Here is a 22,564-nt window from a genome sequence, read left to right on the forward strand (position 1 = left end):
ACGCAAAGTGGATGTTAATTTCAGAATGTGGATGTTAGTTTAAATATTGACCTGGATAAAGATAAACATCTGGGATTACGCATTGATTCCGAAACTCATAAGAAACTAAAAAGTCTTGCTGAATTTGACGGACGTTCCATAAATGGAGAAGTGTTTTATCTCATTCGACAGGCAATCGCACAGCATGAGCATAAACATGGGACTCTTAAATAAGATTTTGTCCATGTTTTTTCTGCGGCTATTGTTTTACCTTTCAAGTGGACTCATTCTAGTCCCATTCTATCATTATTTCTCTATAAGATAAAGAGAAAACGGACTAATTTCAGTCCACACGTAAAGGGAAAAACGATGGAGCAGAAAATAAAGCAAGAAGGAATTGATATTGGGGGAAATATCCGTAGAATACGATTAGAAAAAGAAATCGGTCAGACTGAATTAATTGGGATGTTAGATTTAAAAGACATTGGAATGACCAGAGAAGCATTAGTGAAAATTGAGCGTGGCATTCAGCATATTACTGGCGCACAGCTTCGTGGCATTCGTGATTGTCTGGAAACCACCTATGATGAACTCTTAAAATAAATGATTTTTTCAAGTATGCAGATAGAACCAAACAGCATAAAACGGCCCTACAATAATATGAACTTAATTGTAGAAAGGAAATTTTATATATGAGATTTTGCGACTTATTCATTTCTTATAAAATAGGATTAAAGGGGATTAAAAGCACAATTCCTTTTACCAAATTACCTTTTTATCGAAAGATTGCTGTTGCCTTAATATTTACATTTAGTTTAATATCTGCTTTTCTACTAATAATAAAATATTATAAAATTGCTTTTATATTAATGGCAACTACAATACTACTTCTAATTATATTTTTAATAATTGATTCAACCAAGCGCAACCTTGAGAAAATGTTAAAACAACATTACTCTCCTTATTCTCAAAAACGAATGAGAATGGTAATCCAAGTACTTGAGAAATACGCAATCGATGTAAAAAACATGGACTTAATTGATATGCTAATATCAGAAGCTAAGGCCGCTCAAATCCAATGTGACTATTTAACACCTTTGAAAAAATCAATTAAAATATTGGGTGCTATAATTATCCCGATAGTTGCATATGCTGCACAAAAAATAGGTGAGGATACACCCCAAGTCGATATTCTCGCCTTGGCAATTCAGTTAATTATAATAATTTTACTTATTTTTTCTATTGTTTTTGCATTTGCAACAATTGTCAAAGACGTTCTCTACCTTGAATATAACCAATATAATAACTTCATTTCTGACCTGCACCAGATAAAAATATTTTATTCAATGAATGATAAAATGTTATATCTACGGAACGATATTTAAAGTTATTATAATGCATGCAATAAGCTATTTTCAGATACACAAGCAAATTAAATAGAGCCAAACGACATAAAGCAACCCCGGAAATGCCCATTCTATCAGCATTTCCGGGGTTCTGTCCGTTATTCAAATTCAATCGTAGCCGGCGGCTTAGGAGAACAATCATAACAAACCCTGTTCACATTCTCCACCTCAGCCAGTATCCTGTTCGTTATCCGCTCCAACACCTCCCAGTCCACTTTCTCCACACTGGCGGTCATTGCATCAATCGTATTAATCGCACGGACAATCACCATATACTCAAAGCATCTCGCATGGTTCTTCATCCCAACCGATTTAAAATCCGGAACTACGGTAAAATACTGCCATACCTTTTTATCCAGTCCGGCTTTTTCGAATTCCTCCCGCAGAATCGCATCCGATTCCCTTACAGCTTCCAGCCTGTCACGGGTGATCGCGCCAAGACAGCGGACACCGAGGCCGGGGCCGGGGAACGGCTGACGGTATACCATGCCTGCAGGCAGCCCAAGTTCGATACCGCAGGCTCTTACCTCATCCTTGAACAGCTGCTTCAGGGGTTCAACCAGTTCAAACTGCAGATCCTCCGGCAGCCCGCCCACGTTATGATGGGATTTTACCATCTTCGCAGTTTTGGTTCCGCTTTCAATGATATCCGGGTAAATGGTACCCTGGCCCAGGAAGTGGATGCCGTCCAGCTTGCGGGCTTCTTCCTCAAATACACGGATGAATTCGCCGCCGATGATCTTTCTCTTCTCCTCCGGATCCGAAACGCCGGACAGCTTTCCTAAGAAACGTTCTGTGGCGTCCACGTAGATCAGATTCGCATGAAGCTGATTACGGAATACCTCCACAACACTTTCGGATTCATTTTTCCGCATGAGACCATGGTTTACATGGACACATACCAGCTGCTGGCCGATGGCCTTAATCAGCATAGCGGCAACCACGGAGGAATCCACGCCGCCGGATAAAGCGAGGAGCACCTTTTTATCACCCACCTGACGGCGGATAAGCTCCACCTGGTCTTCGATAAAGTTCTTCATATTCCAATTGGTCTCAGCCTTGCACTGCTTCAGCACGAAATCCTTCAGCACATCCTCTTCCGGTATGGCCGTATACTTTTTTTCGCACTGTGCCGTGGGATGGTCGATTGCCATAACGGGCACCCCGCAGCTGTACAGAGCGGGATCGATATCAACCGGCCTGCCGTCAACCACACGGTTTTCACCGCCGTTTAAAATAATACCTTTCACATTGTCCAGAGCCTTCAGCTCGTCCACGGTGATATCATGGGGATGGATTTCACTGTAAACGCCCATGTCACGGATTGCCCGGGCAACCACTGTGTTTTCCGTACTTCCCAGGTCCAGAATTGCAATCATGTCCTGTTTCATCTTTCGTCTCCTTTTCCTATCGCCCCGGCAGGCGGCCCGTACGGCGGAAGCGGGCTTTTTGCCCCTCCTCCGCTTCCGTCTGCCGGATAAAGCATTTTTCGCTATACAAATCTATTATAACTGCATGGAGGCATTTTTTCTACGGAAATTTTATTTTCGCGGACAACGTTTCCGCGGCATTTCACCGGCATTTGATTTTTCTGCTCCTGTTTTTACTCAGGCATCCTCCTTTCTATGCACGGATTTCCTGCTTCATAAAGCAGATATAGGACAGGGCAAAGCATACCAACGTCAGGGCAACCATACATACCAGATGCGGCCATACCAGCAGCAGGCTCTGTCCGAATGGCAGATAGCCCGCAATAGCCCCGGAAAGCTGGGAGGTACTGACTATCCCTATACTCCTGACATTGGGATTCAGAATAGTGGACGCGGCCTCTCCGAACAGATAGTAGGGGGATATCCGGTTCAGTCCCAGCTCCAGCGTATAGTTACTCCGCAGGTTAAACATCCCTTCGATTCCTTCCGTGGGATAGGCCATATCCGCCGCCACTCCCGCGATCATGTTCATAAAGAAGGAAAGAAAAATCCAGATGGAGATTCCCGCCAGGGCCGCCGTTGCCGCATGTCTCCAGATTACGGAAAAAAGGATGGACAGTCCCAGCCAGAAGGCGATATAGAATACCGTAAAAAGCAAAAATGCAAGAATACGGAGCACTTCTTCATATTGGGGGGCTATGCCAATCACCAGCAGGCCGATGGCGCTCACCAGGATTCCCAGGGAAAATACCATAATAAAAATCGCGGCAAACCCTGCCAGAAATTTTCCGTTAATCACCGTATCCCGGTAAATGGGCTGAGAGGTCAGGCGGTTCAGGGTTCCCAGGGAGCGCTCCCGGTTCACGCAGTCAAAGCCCAGCACGATCCCGGCCAGCGGTCCGAGAAAAGCTAAAAAAGTACAAATGGAGGGCAGAGAATTTCCGCTTGTGGTAAACAGGGAGAGGAAAATAAACTCGCTGTTTTCCGTCGCCTCATCCCGGATATTGCTCAGCGCACCATACAGGCTCGCCATGCTCGTCAGAGTCAGAAGCGCTGTCATCAGCAAAAAGCGGGTGCTTCGCAGGTGATCCGCCAGTTCCTTCTGGAACAGGATTAAAAGACCGTGCAGGGCGCTATTTTCCTTTCCCAAGTGTATTCCGGATAAGGCCCCTGAAATTTTCCCGGAAACTTTTTCTTTTACCTGTAAAGCTGTCATATGTTTCACCTGCCTTTTCAAAATATTTACTGTATATCTCATCCAGATCCCCGCCGCGCTGGCGGAGTCTGCGCAGATCATAGCCGTTCATCAGCAGGGTCACAATCACGTCATTATGGCAGTCCCTGTCGGAATGAACCAGAAGCATTTCATTTTCCTTCGTGATTTCTTTTACGCCTTCCACGGTGCCAAGCAGATGCTCCATTCTTTCATCATGGGGATAGGCCTCCAGCTCCAGGATGTAATTGCCCTCGCTTTGCAGCTGTACCGCCAGTTCACTGATGGATCCGCAGGCAATAAGCTTTCCTTTCACGAAAACCCCCACCCGGTCGCATATCTGCTGTACCTGATGCAGCTGGTGGGAGGAAATGAGGATGGTTCTCTTATCCTCCTCCGAAAGCTGTCGGATCAGCGCCAGAAGCTCCCGCATGCCTTCCGGGTCGATTCCGAGCGTAGGCTCATCCATGATAATAATCTCCGGGTCCTTCATCAGTACATCCGCGATTCCAAGGCGCTGCTTCATACCACGGGAATAGGTGCCTGTTTTGCGGTCGGCGGCGTCCGTCATGCCGACCCGTTTCAGCATTTCTTCGATTTTCCTTTCCAGCGGTACGCCCTGCAGGCCGTTCAGACGGCCGGTAAAGCGCAGGTTCTGCCTGCCGGTCATATCCGGGTAAAAACCTACGTTATCGGGCAGGTATCCGGTGATTTTCTTCACCTGAAGGGAATCCCTGGTACAGTCATAGCCGCAGATCTGTGCGCTGCCTTTGGTGGGTTCGGTCAGCCCCAGAAGCATCAGGGTGGTGGTGGTCTTTCCGGCACCGTTAGGCCCCAGCAGGCCGAAAACCTCTCCCCTGCGGATATTCAGAAACAGTTTGTCCACCGCGGTAATGGCACCGTAACGCTTAGATAGCCCCTCTGTTTTTATAATCGTTTCTGACATAATTATCGTCTCCCATACTTATGGAATACCCAGCCAATACCGGCAAATACACAGACTATCAGAAGAACGCCCACCACGCCCCAAATGGTTTCCGTTTTCACAGAAATACGGAATTCCGCATTATCCGAGGTATCGGAATTGGATGCTTTGATAGAAACCACATAATCACCGGACAGGGAATCTTCTCCGGGTGTCATATAGGCTGTCACCTCTACAGATGCCCCCGCTTCAATGACGTCTATGGTAGGCTGGCTGAAGCTGACAGTCCAGCCGTCCGGTGCTGAGGAGCTTAAGGTTACATTGGTAAGATCCGTATTTCCGTTATTGACGATTTTCAGGGCAACCTCTTTTTGTTTGTTGGCATAAGCCTCCGTGCTCAGCCGTCCGCTGGGGGTGGTCACATCCAGGGCATATTGGCCGGTAATCGTTGCGGTAAGCTCGGTTTTCAGATTTTCCCCTGCGGAAACTGCGGCGCAGGAAATGGTATAGGCTCCGGCCTGGGCATCGGCAGCAGGCGTCACTCCCACGGTAATCGTCTGGCTCTTACGCGGCTCCAGGGTAATGCTGTTCACCGGGCTGCTCTCCCCGGATGGCGTAAAGGTTACATTCCAGCCGGAAGGGGCATTGGAAGAAAAACTGTAATTCTGTTCGCTGGCACTGTTATTTACCAGTGTCGTGTCAAAGCTGAAGCTGGCTCCCGCAGAGCCTTCCTGTTCAGGGTACTCGGACTGGAAGCTGCTGCCGCCCAGCTCTTCTTCCGTTACCTTCAGATTCAGGGTGAGCGTATCGGATGCTTCCCCGCCGGTATAAGCTCTCAGAACCACTTCATAATCACCGCCGGCCGCTTCCTCCGGGATGGACAGGCTGTAGGCTGCCGTTCCTTCATTTTCCCCGTTTTTCACGTAAACCTGACTCACTTCACTTCCGTTTCCGGTGAAATAGCCTTCCCATCCTTCCGGCAGGGATACCGTCTCCAGGGACACGGCCATTCCCGCCCCGGTTGTATTGGTGAAGTCCAGTGCAAAAGACAGCTCGTCCCCTGCCGTTACCGCCATTCCCGGATATCCGGTGCTCATCTGCAGCCCTCCCGCCGCAGATACCTCTCTGCCGGCGCCCAGCAGTAAAAGGGCCGGCAAAACCAGCGCCGCCATAATACGCACCGCTGTTTTCCTCCGCGAACCTGCAATTCCATTCATACTTTTCTCTCTCCTTTTCTTTTTTTCCGGCAGTCCGCGGATCCTCAGTGCTCCCTGTCTCCGGACTGCCTTCCGTGTTTGAAATTATATACGTCCAAGTATAAATGAACTTAAAAAAAAGACTCCGCAAGCCGCCTGTGCCCGCGGAATCCCTGTGAATTTTTTGTGAACGCCCTTAGGAACTGACGCGAAATAACCCGTTCCCCTTACAGCGGCTGCTAAGGCTGTGGATTTTTTCCTGTCCCTCCCGGCAAAACCGCCGTGAAAACAACATTTCCGGCTTCATAAGATGCGCTTATCTTTCCCTTGTGCCCCTCCGTCACCGCCCTGGCGATAGACAGGCCGATTCCATACCCCCCGCTCTGCCGGGACCGGGAGCTGTCCGCCCGGTAGAAACGGTCAAACAGATGGGGGACCTGGGCGGGATCCATATCTTTGCAGGGATTGGATACCCGCAGGATTATCTGCCTGCCTTTCTGCCGCAGGTCAAGCGTCACCGTTCCCGCCAGATCGCAGTATTTTACCCCGTTATCCAACAGGATTGTCACCAAGCGGGTGACGGAATCCTCCTGGCCTCTCATACGTACCTGCGGCTCTATTCCGGTGACAAGGCTTTTTCCCTGTGACTGCGCGAGGGTGCGGAAGGAATCCGCATTATTTTCCGCGATATGGCTGATACAGAATTCGGTAAATTCGCTCTCCTTCACACTTTCTTCCGACTTTGACAGCTCTATCAGATCCTTGATCAGACTATCCAGCCTTTTTACCTGGTTCCGTATGCTCTCCGTCCATTCGTCTTTTCCCCTGGTAAGCTCCAGGACGCCGGTATTGGCGGAAATAATACCCAGCGGTGTTTTCAGTTCATGGGACACATCCGTGAGGAAGCGCTTCTGGCGTTCCATATTTTCCGTAAAAGGACGGATCACCCTGCCGGAAAGAAGAAGCAGCAGAAAAAAAACGAGGGTCACACAGCATACGATAACCAGCAATGTCACCTGGAGCACATTATAGACCGACTGGAGCTGCAGAAAGCAGTTCAGCACCACAATGGTGCTTTCTCCGTCCTTTTCAAAAACCTGATATCTGTAATAGCCGTTAAACCCGCTTTTCTTTCCGTCCCGGATAATTTCGCTGACCAGATCCACTACCTTTTCCCGATCCAGAGCGGCAATGTGCTCCATCTCCACTTCCCGCACCTCTCTCTTTTCCGTCAGATGCACGATACAATAACGGGTTTCAAAAGGGGTTTCCTCCGTAATCTGGAAACCTCCCGCCACATCCGGCCGTCCTCCGTCTGCCAGAGGGAAGGTACCGTCGTTTTGGTAGAGAAGTTCAATAGCCGTATCCGACAGTCTTGTTATCCGGTACAGGTTGCCCAAATTGATGGAAGCCCCTATCACGCAAAGCGTTCCCGTCAGGGACAGCATGGCAATCATGAGAAACCGTCTGCGCAGTGCCTGGATCATCCTTTTTCCTCCACTTCCAGCATATAGCCCCGTCCGCGGCTGGCTGAAATCTTTACATTGGCCCCCAAAGCCGAAAGCTTTTTACGCAGATAAGAAATATAAGCCCATACCACATTGATTTCACTTTCGCTTTCATAGCCCCAGATCCGCTCCATGAACTGCTCCGTGGAAATAAAACGGCCCTGCTGCCGCATGAGCAGCTCCATCATCTGGAATTCCTTATTGCCCAGACGGACGGCCATTTCCTCCCGCCCCAGCTCAAAGGTGGAGCGGTTCAGGCTGATGTTGCCCACGGTCAGTATATGGGAGGTAAACACCCCGTTTCTCCGGGTGAGCGCCCGCACTCTGGCTATAAATTCTCCTACGTCAAAGGGCTTCGGCAGATAATCGTCCGCCCCGCAGTTAAGCCCCTCTATCCGATCCTCCACCTGCCCTTTGGCCGTCAGCAGCAAAATAGGAGTGGAAACATTATTCTCCCGCAGCCGCTCCAAAACCTGGAGGCCGGTAAGGCCGGGCATCATAATGTCCAGTACCAGGCAGTCATAGGTCTCCGCCAGCCCGTAATCCAGTGCGGCCTGCCCGTCATATACCGTATCCGCCGAATAATGCTCATGTTTTAATATAGCCTCCAGTGCCTGGGTCATCTCCCGTTCGTCGTCCGCTATCAATACCCGCATCTATCTGTTTCCCTTCCTTCCAGCTTCTCCCGGCTGCCTGTTTCCACCACGTATACTTACAGCCTGGGCGGCAAATGTACAGAACTGTCATCCTGGATCATTTCCTTTATTGTGGAAAGGGAAAGATCCGTGGATGCAATTTCATCCGCACACCGTTTTAATTCCTTTTTCATGAATTCCTGATTGGATATATCCTTCTTATATTTCAGGCTGTGTTCAATACTTGCCCAGCAGTCCATGGCTATGGTCCGCAGCTGCAGCTCCAGCCAGAGGCTGTTTTCCATGCCTTCTTTTCCCAGGAACCGCAGAGGAAAACGGATGATCATATGGTAGCTGCGGTACCCGTTAGGCTTGGGATGGGCAATGTAATCCTTTTCCCGGAAAAGCCTGACCCCGGGGATATCCGTGATCAGATCCGCCATACGGTACACGTCCTCCACAAAGGGACATATAATGCGCACCCCCGCAGCATCAAATACCTTCTCCAGGGCATTTTCCCGGCAGACCTTCAGCCCCATCCGCTGCAGCTTCCCCGCCATGCTTTCCGCCTTTTTGATACGCGCCTGGCAGGATGCCACCGGATCCCGGCCTGTAACGGTTTTTTGATACTTTCTCAGCATATCCATACAGGAGAGGAATTCCGTCAATGTTCCTGTAAGCAGAATCAGCTGATCCTCATAAAACTCCTTCTCCCTTTCCGTAATCTCCATTTCAAAATATTCCATAGACGCTCCTTTTATTGTAAAATCACCGGGTTTTCTTGTCAATATCTGCGGAAGCTAAGTAACCTGCATTAATTAACGGATCCGGCGTAACTTTTCCCGCCCTCCTGCACCGCTGTCCGGACAGCCGCTTCATTGCTCCCAGCCTCCGTCCAGCTTCAGCCGGCACAGGATGCCGCCCGATCCGTCCGGCCGGAAAATAACCTCCACATACCCGGCACCTTCCGCCGCACATATCCGGATATGATTATCCTCCAGCACAGCCGCGTCCGTAACCAGGCTTGTCAGCAGCTGCAGGGCGGCCTCACCCAATTCCGTCCCGGAAGCGTTGAACAGCCTGATTTCCATTACCTTATTTTCTTCCCATCCGTAAATTTCCAGGATTCCGCTCTCATCCGCGATCCAGTTTTGTTCTCCCGCTCCCTTTTCCGCCCGGAGTTCACCGCCGGATAGCACGGATCCATCCTCATCCTGAAGCGTCACTCTTATCCTGGCCTGGACGTTATCCCCATCTTCCACGGAATCCTTTGTTTCACTGGATTTATTTGCCTGCATTCTTTCTGCGCAGGCCGCCAGTATACAAACAGCGGCCAGCAGCAAAACGGCGGCACAAACTGCTCTTCTGTCCATACATATCCTTCCTTCCCTAACATGGCCCGCTGCCTGGTGCCCCATCCCCTGGTAACGATAGCGGCAGCACCGGCTTCTTAGGAAGATACTAACAGCCCAACTATAAAAGCACTTAAAAAAAGCCGGGCTTACACCCAGCTTTTTCTACGGTAGAGAAAGGCACCTGTCCCGGTGCACACCACCAGGATCCCGGCCAGAAGGATAAGGCTGCTTCGGTATTCCTCCGGCGGCGCTCCCCGGAAGGTTCCCTGCAGCAGCTCCACCACATAGGTCAGCGGAAGCCACCGGGAAATGTACCTCACCGCATCCGGGAACATTTCCTTCGGCAGCGTGGCCCCGGACAGGAAAATCATGATAAAATAAGAAAGATAGCACAGCAGGCTGCTGATCTTCATATCTCTTGCTATTGCGGTAAAAAAGAAACCAAGGGAAAAAATGGCGCCGGCTGATAAAAGAAGGGAGGCGAGTATCACCGGAAAACTGCCCTCTGTCTGTATCCGATACAAAAGCTTCCCCGCCCCGAACAGCAGGCCGAAGCCCGCCAGCGTCATCAGAAGGTTCACCAGCACCTGGGCGGCTATGACCATCCCTTTTCCTGCCGGCGAAGCGTCAAACCGTTTATAAATCCGGTTCTCCTTATAGCCCGCCAGGGTCAGGGGAAAAGCCATCAGCCCCGTCACCCCGATGATCATGGCGGAATAGGCCGGTACGGAAACATCCATTGTCCCCCTTCCGCCGAAATAAGGCGACGGTTCATTCCCGTAGATGCTCCCGTAAAGCAGCAGCATCAGAAGGGGGAATACAAAAGTAAAAAAGAAGCCGTAAAAATCGCGGATAAACAGCAGGGCCTCCATACGTAACAGAACCATAAATTTTTTCATAAGATCCCCTCCATCGTCAACAGGTTGGTTTTGGGGGATAGCAGCAGGTAAATATCCTCCAGAGACAACTGTGCGCTCCACTTTTCTTCTCCGATTATCTGTCTTGCATATTGCCGGAATTCCTTTTTTGTTCCAAGGAATATACAGCGGCCCTCCGTCATAAACAGCAGTCTGTCCGCCAGCGCTTCCATTTCATCCATATAATGGGAAACAAGGAGGATGCCGGTCCCTGCCCTCCTTATCCGCAAAAGGCTTTCCCACAGCCCCCTGCGGATTTCCGGATCCAGTCCCGTTGTAAGCTCATCCAGAATCAGAAGCTCCGGCCTTGGCAGCAGGGCCAGCAATATGGAAAGACGCTGCTTTTCCCCGCCTGACAGCTTATTGACCATGCGCCCCGCCTTTTCTTCCAGGCCAAGCTGCCGTAACAAAAGCTTCCAGTCCGCAGGATTTTCATAAAACGCGGCAAAAAGGGCACACAGCTCTTTTACCTTGATTTTTTCCGGGTATGCTGCCTCTTGGAGCTGGATTCCCATTTTCTTATACATCTCCCGCCTGTCTTTGCAGGGATGGTACCCGAATACCTCGATTTTCCCATCCGACGGTCTCCGCAGCCCCTCCAGACATTCTATGAGTGATGTTTTTCCGGAGCCGTTCGGCCCAATCACTCCCAGGATTTCCCCTTTATACATGGAAAAGGATACGTCATCTACCGCACATATTTTACCGTAATACAGCTTCAGGTGTTCCGCCTTTATCATTATTTTTTCTTTCATGCGATTCTCCTGTCCGTGGCTGTTTTCTATGCCTCTTTGTAACGGGGCCGTACCTTCCCTGTTACCTGTTTTCCCTTTTATCATAAAAGATGCCTTTCCGGGATACAACCGTTGTGGGGCAAGATGCTTCTTTTCCGGGATATGTTGCACATGCAGAGGATAAAATGCACTTCCCTTTTCCTATTTTATGCTATAATAATTACAGTTCAGCCTGCCCATGGACAAAGAAGGCTGGCTGGTCCGTACCTATAGAATACATCCACAGGAGGTAACCCGAATGCGCGTGGAAATCCAGATCGAACCGGGCCGCAAGGATCCATATGCGGTTCTGCACATTGCCAGGCTGACCCCCTCCCTGCAGGCTGCAGTGGCTCTCCTGGAAAAAGAGTGCGAAGAAACCATCTTTTCCGCCCAGCGGGACGGGAAAACCTATATCCTGGAACCGGATACCATAGAAATCATCCGAACGGAGGGCCGGGAGCTGGTTCTTTACGACCGGCAGAAAAAACGGTTTCTTCTCAGCAAGCCATTATATGAGCTGGAAAAGCTTCTGGGAAGCAGCTTTGTCAGAATCTCCAAATCCGCCCTTGTCAATATCAGGCGTATCAGCCATGTGGAAGCCTCCTTTAACGGCACGATGGAGCTGGTGATGAAAAACGGTGTGGAAGAAGTGATAACCAGGAGCTATCGGCAGCAATTCAAAGAACGTCTGGGGGTGTGATAATGAAGAAAAAAACGATCATGAAACTATTGAAATATCTGTATTGGGGTATTTCCTGGGGCTGCACGTTCTTCGTGCTAACCTGTCTCATCGGTTATTTCCTGGGCGGGCGCGCCTATCTGGATCCGATTGTGAATCAGTTTCCCAGACATGCCGCAGGATCCATTATCGTAGGAATTGCCTGCGGAAGCACAAGTATCGTTTATACGCTGGAAAAGCTCTCCCACGGCCTGCAGATCGTTATTCATTTCACGGTTGGAATGGGAATTTATTTTCTGACCGCCTTTTATCTGGAATGGATTCCCGGACAGCTGAGCTGGAACCTGGTATCCTTTGTCGTCATTGGTATCCTGAGCTTTGTGGCAATATGGACGGCTTTTTATCTTTATAACAAAAACGAGGCAAAAAAGTGGAATCAGCGGTTAAAAGAAATGGAACAGGAAGAGAAAAGCTGAACGGACACCGGGAGAAGCTTCCCTGATCTGTCATGATATTTTCTGCAAAGACGGAATGCCCTTCCGGGAAATCCTGGATACCCTTTCCTGTCCGGGCATGAAACATGCCGTTTTGGAATTTACCCCGAAGGATACGGAAGGTTTTCTTCTTACTCCTCTGGCAGATGATGATACCCTGTTTTTCCTTACAAAAAAGGACAATCCGTTCCGTCAGCATAAGCTGCGTTTTCCCGGACTGTCCCATGCATAAAAAAGCTATATTGCGTTTTTCCAGGGACTACTGCTTCCAGTTCTTCCGAAGCCCCTTGGGATAGTGGTTTTTCATCATTCCGCCGGCCAGCTTGCCCCAGCCGATGCTGTAGCCGTCCGCCGTAATCAGATACCAGCCCTTTTCGCCGGCGCAAGGAAAAGTTTCCCCGTTGATCCAGGCGCGGGCCGGCCCGTAATCCCTGCCTTCTTCCCCGGAAAGCAGTTCCGCACACAGACAGGATTCCTGCGGCTTCAGCGCCAGTGCCAGCGCGTGGGATGGCTCAAACCGGTTCTTTTTCAACGTTCCCAGATGCAGGCCCGGGCGCAGCACCTTTACTCCCTGCAGGGACGGCATTCCAACAGGCAGCAAATAGAGCTGATCCCCAAAGACAACATAGGTACCGCCCTGCCAGTCCTTTAAAAACCGGGCCGCAAATGCAGGAAATTCGCCGCAGTCTCTTTCCGGGATCCCCCGGTTTCCGTCTTTTCGGACAGGAAAAGAGGAAATGTCTGTAAGCTGCCCTTCTTTTCTGAGGACAGCCAGAAAATGACCTTCTCCCTTCAGCTTATGGGGCCACAGCCTCATGGTTCCTTCTATTCCAGGAGCAGGCTCCGGGATCCAGTCCGGCCGTCCATAGGAAAAGCCCTCCGGCACCGCAGCAGGCGTCTCCACGGAAAAAGACGGGCAGCGTTTCAGGAAACGGCTGATCGTCCCTTCATTTTCCTGCGGGGCAAAGGTACAGGTGGAATACACCAGCAGACCCCCGCTGCGCAGCATCTGCCCGGCGCTGTCCAGGATGGTATCCTGCCTTGCGGCGCACATTTCCACGTTCTCAGGGCTCCATTCCTCACAGGCTTCTTCATTTTTCCGGAACATCCCTTCTCCTGAGCAGGGAGCATCCACCAAGATTTTATCGAAGAAGCCGGCAAACCGCTCCGCCAGCCTTTCCGGCGTCTCATTGGTCACCACCGCATTCCGGATTCCCATACGTTCTATATTTTCCGACAGGATTTTGGCCCTGGCGGGATGAATTTCATTGCAGACGAGGATCCCCTTTCCTTTCATAGCCGCCGCCAGCTGGGTGCTTTTCCCTCCCGGGGCGGCGCATAGATCCAGAATCCTCTCTCCCGGCCGCGCACCGGCCAGTTCCGCCGGGGCCATGGCGCTGGGTTCCTGAATATAATAAACCCCCGCTTCATGTAATGGATGCTTTCCCGGCTGTTGTGCCGCCTCATAATAAAAACCGGTTTTCGTCCACGGAACCGGGGACAGAACAAAAGGCGCCCTCTCCCGGAAATCCTGTACATCCGCCTTAAGGGTATTCACCCGCAGCCCCTGGTATCTGCCTTCCTTCAGAGCTTCCTCAAAGGCTCCGTATTCTCCTCCGAGCATTTCCTGCATTCGTATTATAAACTTCTCCGGAAGCATCATTTCATCCCTTTCCTTCGTATATTTTCCTGAGCGGTTACTCGAATGGAACTTTATCGTAACGGTTCAGATCTGTTTGAACCGTTATACTTTATCAGATTTTCTATACAAATTCCAGTGGAAATCCATACTTTTTCTCAGACTGCGCCAAATAGTTATAATTCACGGGCGGCGGGCACGGGGGCCGTGAATTATAACGCCAAATATACACAAGTGCAGGCATGCCGGAAGCGTTACCGCATTACAGCACAAACAGAAAGAACAATAAACAATAGGTCCCTTTCAGGTTCCGGTTCAGCAATAAATACAGGGAACCGAACAGAAGCCCTACCACCACCCCTTCCAGTCCTATGAGGATACTCCCTTTGGTAAAGGCATGGGCAAGTCCCCAGGTCAGCCCCAGGATAATGCCGCCGTAAGGAATTTTTTTATTCTTAAACCAGGTTTCAAAGGCAATCTGGGCAAATACCAGGATTAAAGTAAAAAGTACGGCTTCAAATAAATAATATATATACTGGAAGAGAAACATAAGCGTTCCGTGGCTTTTCCATTCCAGATATACTTTAAAGCCTCCCCAGCTTATGACGGAAGTCATGATTTTACAGGCGCCGCCGGCTGCCACCAGTCCCCATTGCCACAGCTTTACCGAACGGAGGGTGTTGCCGCCGGATCCCGGGTTTAACAGCTTCAGCCCGTATTTTTTATCCGCCGTGCGCAGCAGATATGCCGCTGCCAGCCCCCAGAGCAAACAGGTTATAATCCAGTGCAGCACCGCCTGCCAGGTATTCCATTGTTCCATAGGTACGCCATACAGCATAGGCTCCAGCCAGAAGGCCAGCAGCACCTCCAGACCAAGTCCCGCAAAAGCATCCAGTCCCAGCCCCATTATGAGCCATCCTTTTTTTCTGTCAGTTATCATCGCTTTCATTGTTTTCCCTCCATAGTTCTTCCAGAATTACATTTGCCTTTTTTATTTCCTTAAACAGATTCAGATAATACCCGCCTGCCAGGAGGATATACGGAATGGTAAAAGATATAAACATATCTCTGTAGGCATGCCTTCCCAAAATACCGAAGCGGCTGTATACCCACAAGAAAAGCATAAGCGCTCCCAGGATCACCAGATATTGTCCCAGGATCACCAGTGTGAGAGGAAATCTTACCAGCCTGTAATACTGGGACAGCACAAAGGTGGCGCCCAGGGAAATCACAAACATCAGGATAAAATTCATCTGATCGTTTCCCCATTTGCCTTGTGTAACCGCCTCCAGGACAATCTTTCCGATAGATAGCAGGGCATATACCTCACAAACAGTGGAAAAAAAGTTACTTTTGTTTATTAATTTCATTTCCGCATTCTCCTTTCATTGATGAATTGCAGGAAATCATTTTTATATGCCCGGTTCAACACCAGTTTTTCCCCGTTGTCCAATAGCAGCTGCATGCGCATGTTTACATCCGCCGTCAGCTGACGTACCTTGTAGACATTCACTGCCGCTGATTTGCTGATACGCACAAAACCCGAAGCCCCGAACCGTTCCGCTGCGGACTGGATGCTCAGTTCCACCTGGTAGACATCCTCCTTCAGGCAGGCAAAACATTTCCGATCCACGGTTTCAAAATAATAGATTTCCTCAGGAACCAGATAGACCTGCACTCCCTCCTGTTTTCCCAGAAGAGCATTCCCGCTTTCCGCAGATGCCAGGATCCTTCTGATTTCCTCGTTATATTCCCGGTAATGGACGTCCATATAATCTTCTTTAAGCCCGGGTTCCCGGAACTGGTTGATTTTCATACTGTTTCTACCTTTACATCCCGTAACGGTTCCGCTAAGCCCGGACCGTTACTCGCTTTTCTGCCGGCTACTCTATGATTATAACAGACCCTTTCATTCCTGCAAGACCGCCGTGCGCAAGCTGCAATTCCGAATGCGCAAACTGCAGCAAGAGCCCTGGCCATATACCAGGTTTTCCATCTTTTTACCGAAAAAAAGGCCGGGAACCCTCTGAGGGCTCCACAGCCTTTTTTACTCATCTGCCGGCATTTATTTTTCTTTTACCGCCGCTTTTTTCCCATTCTTTTTTCTTCTTCCCGCTCTGGCAATCAGTAGAATAAGGAGAATCACTACTGTTGCCGCACCTGCCGCATAGTAAACGGCTTTGCTTTCCGTTTTCCCATATACGGCAAAGGATGATCCAAGGGGAATGGATGCGGTCACGTAGCTTCCATCCGCCTGCGTTTTGGTTTCCTTCCATTTTCCATCGGAAAGGATCCATATCTGTGCGCTGTCCGCATTGTCCGGTATCAGGAAATGGGCCGTCAGCTCTGTCTGATCCTGATTCTCCGGCCGCTTTTCCAATGTCCAGGAATATGCATAGGCGCAAGCCTCTTCTTCTAAAGGCGGGGAACATGCGGTAAGCTCCAGCCCGGTGTCCTCATAGAAATTTCCTTCCAGCAGGAACAACGGTTTGCCGCTTTCCGATTCCTCTCTGGACGCAAGGCTTTGCGTCCAACGCTGCTCTACCGCTTGTAATGTGATATTTTCCGTCACACTGCGCAGCGGAAACTCTTTTTCCCATTTCCAATAACCATCCCGTGCAGGAATCCGGGGCACATCTTCTTCCTGAATGGTGCCTCCGTAAGGAATCGTCATGGTTTTGCAGATCTCACCTGCATTTTCAAAGGATACCGTTACCGTGGAAAAACCTTGGGGCATATCCTCTTTCTGCATGATTTCTTCATAGGTGCAGGCTTCCGCTTTTCCATAATAGTTAATATTATCAATTCCTCCCCACTCCCGGGACACAAAGAAATTGGATGCGATCTCCGCCTCTTCGTCCACATGCCCGGCAATGCTTCCCACACGTTCTCCCTTGTCGCTTTCCAGCGTGCACATGGATCCGCAGCCGCTGATATTATAGCCATCCCCGCAGATTCCGCCCAGGTAATCCACTCCTGTTACTTTACAGAAGGAATAGCTTCTGCTGATAGTGCTGGTGCTGATACCCGCGATTCCGCCCAGCTTTTTTCCGCTTTCCGCACGGATATCCCCATAATTTTCACAGTCATAGATCAGCCCCAGTTCTTCACTGCCGGCAATTCCGCCCCCATTATTTTTCTTCGCCGTTATCTTTCCATAGTTGCTGCAGTGGATGATCACATCGTTGGTTGTGGAACGCACAGCCACATCCGTCAGCCTGGATAAGTCCAGATCCAGCTCAGGATCAATAGTATATTCCACGTTCATAGTCCCGGCAATTCCGCCCGGATTGATATCTGCATCCACAGAACCGTTGTTGGTACAGCCGAAAATTACTCCCCGCGTTTTTTCTGTGATATTTCCTGAAGATACGTCCAAAAGGGAGTCTGCATTTCCCATAAGGATATTCAGATCCGAACTCACGGAATCCGTAATGTGCTGCTGGGTATTCATAAGCCCCTTCATGCTGCTTGTAAGGCTCTGGATCCCGCCGTCGATGGAATCCGTCAGGCTGTCAATGGTATCCCCGGAGAGCTTGCTCTGATCCGTCAGCTCATTGGATATATTCCCTGCCGCGTCAGAAACGGAATCCCCGCTGTCCGATAAGGTATTCTGCATATTTTTCATGTTCCCTGATATGGAAGATAGCTCCTCCTTCATCTTGTTCAGGTTTTCTTTGATTTCCGGATCCGCTTCCGGCATACTGATACTGTTTTTTTTCTGTTCCAGCTTATCCTTGGCATGATCCAGGCCTTCTTCTATCTTGTCCTTGTCTATTTCCGGAAGCTTTCCGGTTCCGCCGGAATTCCCATCCTTCCCTGTGCTGCCGCCGCTTCCTGTATCGCTGTCGCTCCCGGTTCCGCTTCCCGCAACGCTGTCGCTCCCGGCTCCCGTACCGTTCTCACTCCCGGCTCCGCTTCCCGCACCGGTCTTGTTTCCCTCCTGCGCACCTGTCACATCGGCGCAGGCAATAAGGGTACCTTCTAACCTATTTTTCAGCAGGGTTTCGCCGTTTCTGTTCCTGTAAGGGAAATCCGCCGCATCTATCTGATATACTCCGTGCTGTGCAGAATCCCCCTGCCCGCCTTTTATCTGTCTTGCGACGGACGCTCCGGCACTGTCTGCCGCCTTAGATGAGTTATCCTTTCCCTCACTGCCGCCGCTTTCCGTACGGTTTCCTTCTGTGCCGCTGCTGTTTCCTCCTGCGGTGCTGCCACCTTCTCCCGTACCGCTGCCGCTTCCTCCTGCGGTGCTGCCGCTTCCTTCTGCGGTGCTGCCGCCGCTTTCTCCGGTGTTTCCTCCGACGCCGGTATTTCCGTTCTTATCCCCATCGTCAGCGTTTCCGGTTCCGCCCCCTTCGCTTCCGCCGGAATGATCCCCGGATCCGTCCTGTGACCCGCCGTCTCCGGTCCCGCCGCTCTGCGTGCCGTCATCCTGTGACCCGCCGTTCTGCGTTCCGCCCCCTGACGTACCTGCGTTGGAATCTCCTTCATCCGTATCCCCGGGTTTGCTGTTTTCTATTTTATCCTTTACATCATTTACTGCGTCGTTTACGGCATCGACAGCCGTATTCATGTCCTTGCGCACACCGTCCACCATGCGCTGCACCGTTTCATTCCCCAGACTGCCGATATTATCCAATGCATCGCTGATGCTGTTAAGATAGTCCCGGGTCTGCTGTTTATCCTCCGAAAGGGTATCCCTGAGAGAATTTACCTCCCGGTTCAGACTGTCAATGGTATCCTCATACTGCTGCTGAAGGGCTTTGGCATACTGTCCCGCATCGCTGGAGGTCTGGCTGAGTGCATCGGACATCTGGATTACCAGGCTGTTCATACTCCCCAGATCATCCTGAAGCTTTTCCAGACGATCCGAAAGATATTCCGATTCCATATAAGGCTCCGCCTGGCCCACAATACCTCCCGCATCCTTTCTTCCCAGGATGCTGCCTTCGTTTGTGCATTCCATAACGGTTCCGCTCTGTCTGCCTGCGATTCCCCCCACATTATAGCCAACATGGGCATACCCCACGTTTCCCCGGTTGGTACACCCGGATAGGGTTCCGGAGGAAATGCCTGCAATACCGCCGCTGTCATTTCTGGTAACCACATTTTGCGTCAGATTCAAATCCCCCAAATCCACGCCGTCCAGATTCAGCGTGGTTTTCAAATCCTCCCCGTTTACCGTGCTCTCATTGACACAATCCTTGATAATCCCTTTGTTTTCCCCGCAGATACCGCCGGTCCCGTTGGTTGCGGTTACCGTTCCGGCAGCGCTGCAGCCCACTATCCTTCCGTCCGCCTTATTGTATCCGGCAATCCCTCCTGCGGATTTTGCGGCAGATATCTCGCCATTGAAACGGCAGCCTGACAGCAAACCGAAATTCACTCCGACAAGGCCGCCTACATTTTCCCCGCTTCCTTCCATGTGGATACTGCCTTCCACAGTCAAATCTTCTATCCGTGCGTTTTTTCCCAGATACCGGAAGAATCCGAAATCCGATCCTTTACGTGAAATGGTAAAACCTGTGATTTTATATCCGTTTCCTTCCCACGTGCCGTTAAAATACGGAATTCCCTGGAAGCCGGTCCCCTTTACATCAATATCCGCCGCCATGGAAAAAACTTTTCCATAGCTGTACCAGTCGTTCCGGCATTGTTCCGCCAGCTCTGTCAAATCCTCTGCCGTGGCTATCTGTATGATTTCTGCGCCTTCTGTTGCCTGCGATGCTTCTGCCGTATCCGCGGCCATACACGTGCCTGTATCGGACAGCAAAAGGGAAACGGTGAGTAAAAGTGCGGCAAATATCCTATCAAATCTCCGGATACCTTTCGCATTCTTTATGTATGCTTTTCCTCTCATTTTACTTCTCCTCCATCCTCCAGCATTTCTATTTCCGTCTGTCTTCCGGGAATCCGCGTTTCCAGGGAAGCGTTCATACGCCCCTGGAAGCTGCCTTTGATTTCCGCATCAATCTCTCCCTGGATAAAGCCCTTTACATGGCCGTTTACGCTCATACGGCCGCCGATTTCCCTGGTATTGTATTTGGACAGATTGATGGTGAGAGCCGTTTTTTCAATAAGGAAGTCTCCGAACAGCAAAATCTGAGGCAGCACAAATAGAACGAGGATGATGGAAATTAATGTCCCCCGCCCTAAAGCGATGCCGATGGATGCCACCGTAGCATCTGAAGCTATTCTGCCGATCAGGAAACCGGCACAGGTCAGTATGGATCCTGATGTAAAAATGGTGGGAAAGGACTGGTTCAAGGTTTCCACAATGGCGTCCTTAATAGGCATAACCTGTTTCAGCTGCAGATACCGGTTGGAAATCACGATAGCGTAATCGATGGTAGCACCCATCTGGATAGCCGATACAATCAGATACGCGATAAAAAATACCGGATCCCCGGACAGCGTCGGAACGGAAAAGTTAATCCAGATACTTCCCTGAATCGTCAGGACCAGCAGTACCGGCAGCCCTGCGGACTGGAAGGTGAAAAAGAGGATTCCCATAACAAACAACGCTGTAAGGATGCTGATAATCAGATTATCCGAACCGAAGGAGGACATCAAATCATGGTCACTCGTGGAATTGCCCACCAGGATTATTTCTTTTCCCGGAAAGTACTTCCGGCAGACAGCCCGCACTTCATCCAGCGCCTTGTAAGTTTCCTCCCCCTCCACCGGAAGCTTCAGGGACAATACAAAACGGGAATAGTCCGTTCCCTGAAGCTGCTGCTTGGCATCATGAAGCGTATCATAAAGCTCATTCAGATTTTTATCCATCTCCGCATCCAGAGTCACATAGCCCTGCTGATACTGGTCATACAAAAACAGGAACATATCAATGATGGGCACTTCATATTCATCGATTCCTGTAAATACCGGACCGTACTGCTCCTGATTATAGGCATAGGCCACATAGAGAAGCCTTACAATTTCGATATCCAGATCCGCCAGTTCGGAAAAATCCCTGGGGGATATCTTATCGGTGAGCACATAGTCATCGTTTATGGATACATTGGCCAGCCCAAGTACGCTGTCCACATAATCCAGCTTTTCCATTTCCTTCAGAGCCGCTTCCTCGCCTTCATAATTTCCGTTGGGGACCATGACCACCAGCTGATTGGATACCCCAAAGGCTTCTTCTATCTTTTCCTGGGCAATTTTCGACTCACTTTTCTTCGCGCTTTCCACCGAGCTGGTATCATAAATATACTGGCAGTTATTCGATTTGAGGAAAGCAAAAACAAGTACCAGTACGAACAGGGGCGGAAATATATATTTCGTCTTGTTCGCCAGCTTTCCGGCAAAGGTAATGTTGGGGACATAGCATCTGTGATGGGAACGGTCAATTCCTTTTGCAAACAGGAGAAGGATACCCGGCATCAGCATGAATACGGAAATCAGGCTGAATATAATGGCCTTCACAAGGACAATACCCATATCGTAGCCCAGGCGGAACTGCATGAACATCATGGCTATCATACCGGAAATGGTGGTCAGGGAGGAGGCGCTGATTTCAGGGATGGCCTTAGACAGCGCTACCTTCACCGCGTTTTCCGCATCCATGGTTTCATGCTCCTCCATAAAGCGGTCACACAGGATAATCGCATAATCGATCGCCAGCGCCAGCTGCAGTACCACGGCTATGGAATCGGTAACACTCGATATGGTTCCCAGCCAGTAGTTTGTTCCCTTATTCAGAATCGCAGCCACGCCAAAGGTGATGAGCAATACGGGGATTTCCATATAAGCCTTTGTGGAAAGAAGGAGAACCGCAACGATGATAATGACAGCCAGAACCAATATCAGGTTCATATCCTTTTCCAGCGCCTTGCTGGCAGCTTCTTCAGCCCCCACCTCTGTTGATACATAGGTATCATAGCCGGAAAGGACATTCCTGACCTCTTCCATGGCCTTCTTGCTGACCGGCTCCTCTTCTTCCCCGGAAAAGGTTATATCATATAAAGCATTGGTCCCGGTGTAGTGATCCTGTGTATCGTCAAAGGCCACTTCCTTCACCCCGTCCACTTCTTCCAGTTTCCCCACCAGCCCCTCCGCCCGGGAATAGGTGATGTTGGACACCATGACACGGGCGCTTCCATAGGTCAGGAACTGCTCCTCCATCAGGGAAAGGCCCCGGTTGGTTTCACTGTCGGCAGGCAGATACTTGGTTATATCCTGATTTACCGACACCTTGTTTATGGACACCACACTGTAAATAATCGCTATAAAAAAGAGAACATAGATGGCCTTCCTCTTATTAACGATAAAAGTGGCAGCCGTCAGCCAAAAATTACCTTTTTCTTTTTTATCTTCCATTTGACACACCTCTTGCCTTCGTCGTTTCGTCAGTGGAAATTATAGTCCCGGCTTCCGGGGAAGGCAAGGGGATTTCCCGTTTCC

21 protein-coding genes are annotated in these 22,564 nt (G+C 50.0%); 5 read left to right on the forward strand and 16 right to left on the reverse strand.

What is annotated here, in order from left to right; translation table 11 throughout:
- Positions 1-27: 27 nt before the first annotated feature.
- The 3 genes from DXA36_RS34205 to DXA36_RS08485 all read left to right on the forward strand — a co-directional run bounded on the left by DXA36_RS34205 (position 28) and on the right by DXA36_RS08485 (position 1,364).
- Positions 28-213 (forward strand): Arc family DNA-binding protein, encoded by a 186-nt coding sequence (locus tag DXA36_RS34205; protein WP_243114594.1) that lies wholly within the window; start codon positions 28-30, stop codon positions 211-213.
- Positions 214-348: 135 nt separating this feature from the next.
- A complete protein-coding gene (locus DXA36_RS08480) occupies positions 349-582 on the forward strand; it encodes a helix-turn-helix domain-containing protein (protein ID WP_118678145.1) in 234 nt (77 codons plus the stop codon).
- Positions 583-671: 89 nt separating this feature from the next.
- Entirely contained in the window at positions 672-1,364 is a 693-nt protein-coding gene (locus DXA36_RS08485) for a hypothetical protein (RefSeq protein ID WP_118678147.1), read from the forward strand.
- Positions 1,365-1,483: 119 nt separating this feature from the next.
- Here DXA36_RS08485 and guaA read toward each other — a convergent pair whose 3' ends face one another.
- The 10 genes from guaA to DXA36_RS08535 form a co-directional block, all read right to left on the reverse strand.
- Entirely contained in the window at positions 1,484-2,776 is a 1,293-nt protein-coding gene (gene guaA, locus DXA36_RS08490; RefSeq protein WP_118678149.1) for a glutamine-hydrolyzing GMP synthase, read from the reverse strand.
- Between the two features lie 232 nt (positions 2,777-3,008).
- Positions 3,009-3,965 carry an ABC transporter permease gene (locus DXA36_RS08495; protein ID WP_243114595.1) on the reverse strand — a complete coding sequence of 319 codons (957 nt, stop codon included), beginning with the start codon at positions 3,963-3,965 and terminating at the stop codon, positions 3,009-3,011.
- Entirely contained in the window at positions 3,949-4,974 is a 1,026-nt protein-coding gene (locus tag DXA36_RS08500) for an ABC transporter ATP-binding protein (protein ID WP_118678151.1), read from the reverse strand. The genes DXA36_RS08495 and DXA36_RS08500 overlap by 17 nt, the downstream gene beginning before the upstream one ends.
- Before the next feature lie 2 nt (positions 4,975-4,976).
- Entirely contained in the window at positions 4,977-6,170 is a 1,194-nt protein-coding gene (locus DXA36_RS08505) for an NEW3 domain-containing protein (protein WP_118678153.1), read from the reverse strand.
- A gap of 218 nt (positions 6,171-6,388) precedes the next feature.
- Complete coding sequence (locus DXA36_RS08510) at positions 6,389-7,636, reverse strand: sensor histidine kinase (protein ID WP_118678155.1); 1,248 nt, start codon at positions 7,634-7,636, stop codon at positions 6,389-6,391.
- Complete coding sequence (locus DXA36_RS08515; protein ID WP_118678157.1) at positions 7,633-8,313, reverse strand: response regulator transcription factor; 681 nt, start codon at positions 8,311-8,313, stop codon at positions 7,633-7,635. The genes DXA36_RS08510 and DXA36_RS08515 overlap by 4 nt, the downstream gene beginning before the upstream one ends.
- A 56-nt stretch (positions 8,314-8,369) precedes the next feature.
- The gene (locus DXA36_RS08520; RefSeq protein WP_118678159.1) at positions 8,370-9,038 is read right to left on the reverse strand and encodes a GTP pyrophosphokinase; all 669 of its coding nucleotides are present in this window, start codon (positions 9,036-9,038) and stop codon (positions 8,370-8,372) included.
- 129 nt (positions 9,039-9,167) lie between these two features.
- Positions 9,168-9,665: a hypothetical protein gene (locus tag DXA36_RS08525; RefSeq protein WP_118678161.1), complete on the reverse strand. Its 498-nt coding sequence runs from the start codon at positions 9,663-9,665 to the stop codon at positions 9,168-9,170.
- Between the two features lie 128 nt (positions 9,666-9,793).
- A complete protein-coding gene (locus DXA36_RS08530) occupies positions 9,794-10,546 on the reverse strand; it encodes an ABC transporter permease (RefSeq protein WP_118678163.1) in 753 nt (250 codons plus the stop codon).
- Positions 10,543-11,319, reverse strand: a complete 777-nt coding sequence (locus tag DXA36_RS08535) for an ABC transporter ATP-binding protein (RefSeq protein WP_182478984.1) — start codon at positions 11,317-11,319, stop codon at positions 10,543-10,545. Before DXA36_RS08535 ends, DXA36_RS08530 begins: the two co-directional genes overlap by 4 nt.
- A gap of 277 nt (positions 11,320-11,596) precedes the next feature.
- On the opposite strand from DXA36_RS08535, the gene DXA36_RS08540 reads away from it, so the two are divergent.
- Positions 11,597-12,040 (forward strand): LytTR family DNA-binding domain-containing protein, encoded by a 444-nt coding sequence (locus DXA36_RS08540; RefSeq protein ID WP_118678167.1) that lies wholly within the window; start codon positions 11,597-11,599, stop codon positions 12,038-12,040.
- Positions 12,041-12,042: 2 nt separating this feature from the next.
- Positions 12,043-12,495, forward strand: coding sequence for a DUF3021 domain-containing protein (locus DXA36_RS08545; RefSeq protein WP_118678169.1), 453 nt, complete (start codon positions 12,043-12,045; stop codon positions 12,493-12,495).
- 277 nt (positions 12,496-12,772) lie between these two features.
- On the opposite strand, the gene DXA36_RS08555 is transcribed toward DXA36_RS08545, so the two are convergent.
- The 6 genes from DXA36_RS08555 to DXA36_RS08585 all read right to left on the reverse strand — a co-directional run bounded on the left by DXA36_RS08555 (position 12,773) and on the right by DXA36_RS08585 (position 22,480).
- The gene (locus DXA36_RS08555; protein ID WP_118678559.1) at positions 12,773-14,173 is read right to left on the reverse strand and encodes an RsmB/NOP family class I SAM-dependent RNA methyltransferase; all 1,401 of its coding nucleotides are present in this window, start codon (positions 14,171-14,173) and stop codon (positions 12,773-12,775) included.
- 241 nt (positions 14,174-14,414) lie between these two features.
- Positions 14,415-15,101: a hypothetical protein gene (locus DXA36_RS08560; RefSeq protein WP_118678173.1), complete on the reverse strand. Its 687-nt coding sequence runs from the start codon at positions 15,099-15,101 to the stop codon at positions 14,415-14,417.
- Entirely contained in the window at positions 15,082-15,522 is a 441-nt protein-coding gene (locus DXA36_RS08565) for a DUF6608 family protein (RefSeq protein ID WP_118678175.1), read from the reverse strand. Before DXA36_RS08565 ends, DXA36_RS08560 begins: the two co-directional genes overlap by 20 nt.
- Entirely contained in the window at positions 15,519-15,968 is a 450-nt protein-coding gene (locus tag DXA36_RS08570) for a LytTR family DNA-binding domain-containing protein (protein WP_118678177.1), read from the reverse strand. Before DXA36_RS08570 ends, DXA36_RS08565 begins: the two co-directional genes overlap by 4 nt.
- A gap of 249 nt (positions 15,969-16,217) precedes the next feature.
- Entirely contained in the window at positions 16,218-20,015 is a 3,798-nt protein-coding gene (locus tag DXA36_RS08580; RefSeq protein WP_118678181.1) for a hypothetical protein, read from the reverse strand.
- Positions 20,012-22,480, reverse strand: a complete 2,469-nt coding sequence (locus DXA36_RS08585; protein WP_118678183.1) for an efflux RND transporter permease subunit — start codon at positions 22,478-22,480, stop codon at positions 20,012-20,014. Before DXA36_RS08585 ends, DXA36_RS08580 begins: the two co-directional genes overlap by 4 nt.
- Between the last annotated feature and the right edge of the window lie 84 nt (positions 22,481-22,564).

It is taken from the genome of Eisenbergiella sp. OF01-20 (assembly GCF_003478085.1).
Lineage (GTDB): Bacteria > Bacillota > Clostridia > Lachnospirales > Lachnospiraceae > Eisenbergiella.

Coding starts and splice junctions, on each gene's coding strand:
- DXA36_RS08480 (WP_118678145.1), top strand. CDS start 349: ATGGAGCAGAAAATAAAGCAAGAAGGAATTGATATTGGGGGAAATATC.
- DXA36_RS08485 (WP_118678147.1), top strand. CDS start 672: ATGAGATTTTGCGACTTATTCATTTCTTATAAAATAGGATTAAAGGGG.
- guaA (WP_118678149.1), bottom strand. CDS start 2,776: ATGAAACAGGACATGATTGCAATTCTGGACCTGGGAAGTACGGAAAAC.
- DXA36_RS08500 (WP_118678151.1), bottom strand. CDS start 4,974: ATGTCAGAAACGATTATAAAAACAGAGGGGCTATCTAAGCGTTACGGT.
- DXA36_RS08505 (WP_118678153.1), bottom strand. CDS start 6,170: ATGAATGGAATTGCAGGTTCGCGGAGGAAAACAGCGGTGCGTATTATG.
- DXA36_RS08510 (WP_118678155.1), bottom strand. CDS start 7,636: ATGATCCAGGCACTGCGCAGACGGTTTCTCATGATTGCCATGCTGTCC.
- DXA36_RS08515 (WP_118678157.1), bottom strand. CDS start 8,313: ATGCGGGTATTGATAGCGGACGACGAACGGGAGATGACCCAGGCACTG.
- DXA36_RS08520 (WP_118678159.1), bottom strand. CDS start 9,038: ATGGAATATTTTGAAATGGAGATTACGGAAAGGGAGAAGGAGTTTTAT.
- DXA36_RS08525 (WP_118678161.1), bottom strand. CDS start 9,665: ATGGACAGAAGAGCAGTTTGTGCCGCCGTTTTGCTGCTGGCCGCTGTT.
- DXA36_RS08530 (WP_118678163.1), bottom strand. CDS start 10,546: ATGAAAAAATTTATGGTTCTGTTACGTATGGAGGCCCTGCTGTTTATC.
- DXA36_RS08535 (WP_182478984.1), bottom strand. CDS start 11,319: ATGAAAGAAAAAATAATGATAAAGGCGGAACACCTGAAGCTGTATTAC.
- DXA36_RS08540 (WP_118678167.1), top strand. CDS start 11,597: ATGCGCGTGGAAATCCAGATCGAACCGGGCCGCAAGGATCCATATGCG.
- DXA36_RS08545 (WP_118678169.1), top strand. CDS start 12,043: ATGAAGAAAAAAACGATCATGAAACTATTGAAATATCTGTATTGGGGT.
- DXA36_RS08555 (WP_118678559.1), bottom strand. CDS start 14,173: ATGCTTCCGGAGAAGTTTATAATACGAATGCAGGAAATGCTCGGAGGA.
- DXA36_RS08560 (WP_118678173.1), bottom strand. CDS start 15,101: ATGAAAGCGATGATAACTGACAGAAAAAAAGGATGGCTCATAATGGGG.
- DXA36_RS08565 (WP_118678175.1), bottom strand. CDS start 15,522: ATGAAATTAATAAACAAAAGTAACTTTTTTTCCACTGTTTGTGAGGTA.
- DXA36_RS08570 (WP_118678177.1), bottom strand. CDS start 15,968: ATGAAAATCAACCAGTTCCGGGAACCCGGGCTTAAAGAAGATTATATG.
- DXA36_RS08580 (WP_118678181.1), bottom strand. CDS start 20,015: ATGAGAGGAAAAGCATACATAAAGAATGCGAAAGGTATCCGGAGATTT.
- DXA36_RS08585 (WP_118678183.1), bottom strand. CDS start 22,480: ATGGAAGATAAAAAAGAAAAAGGTAATTTTTGGCTGACGGCTGCCACT.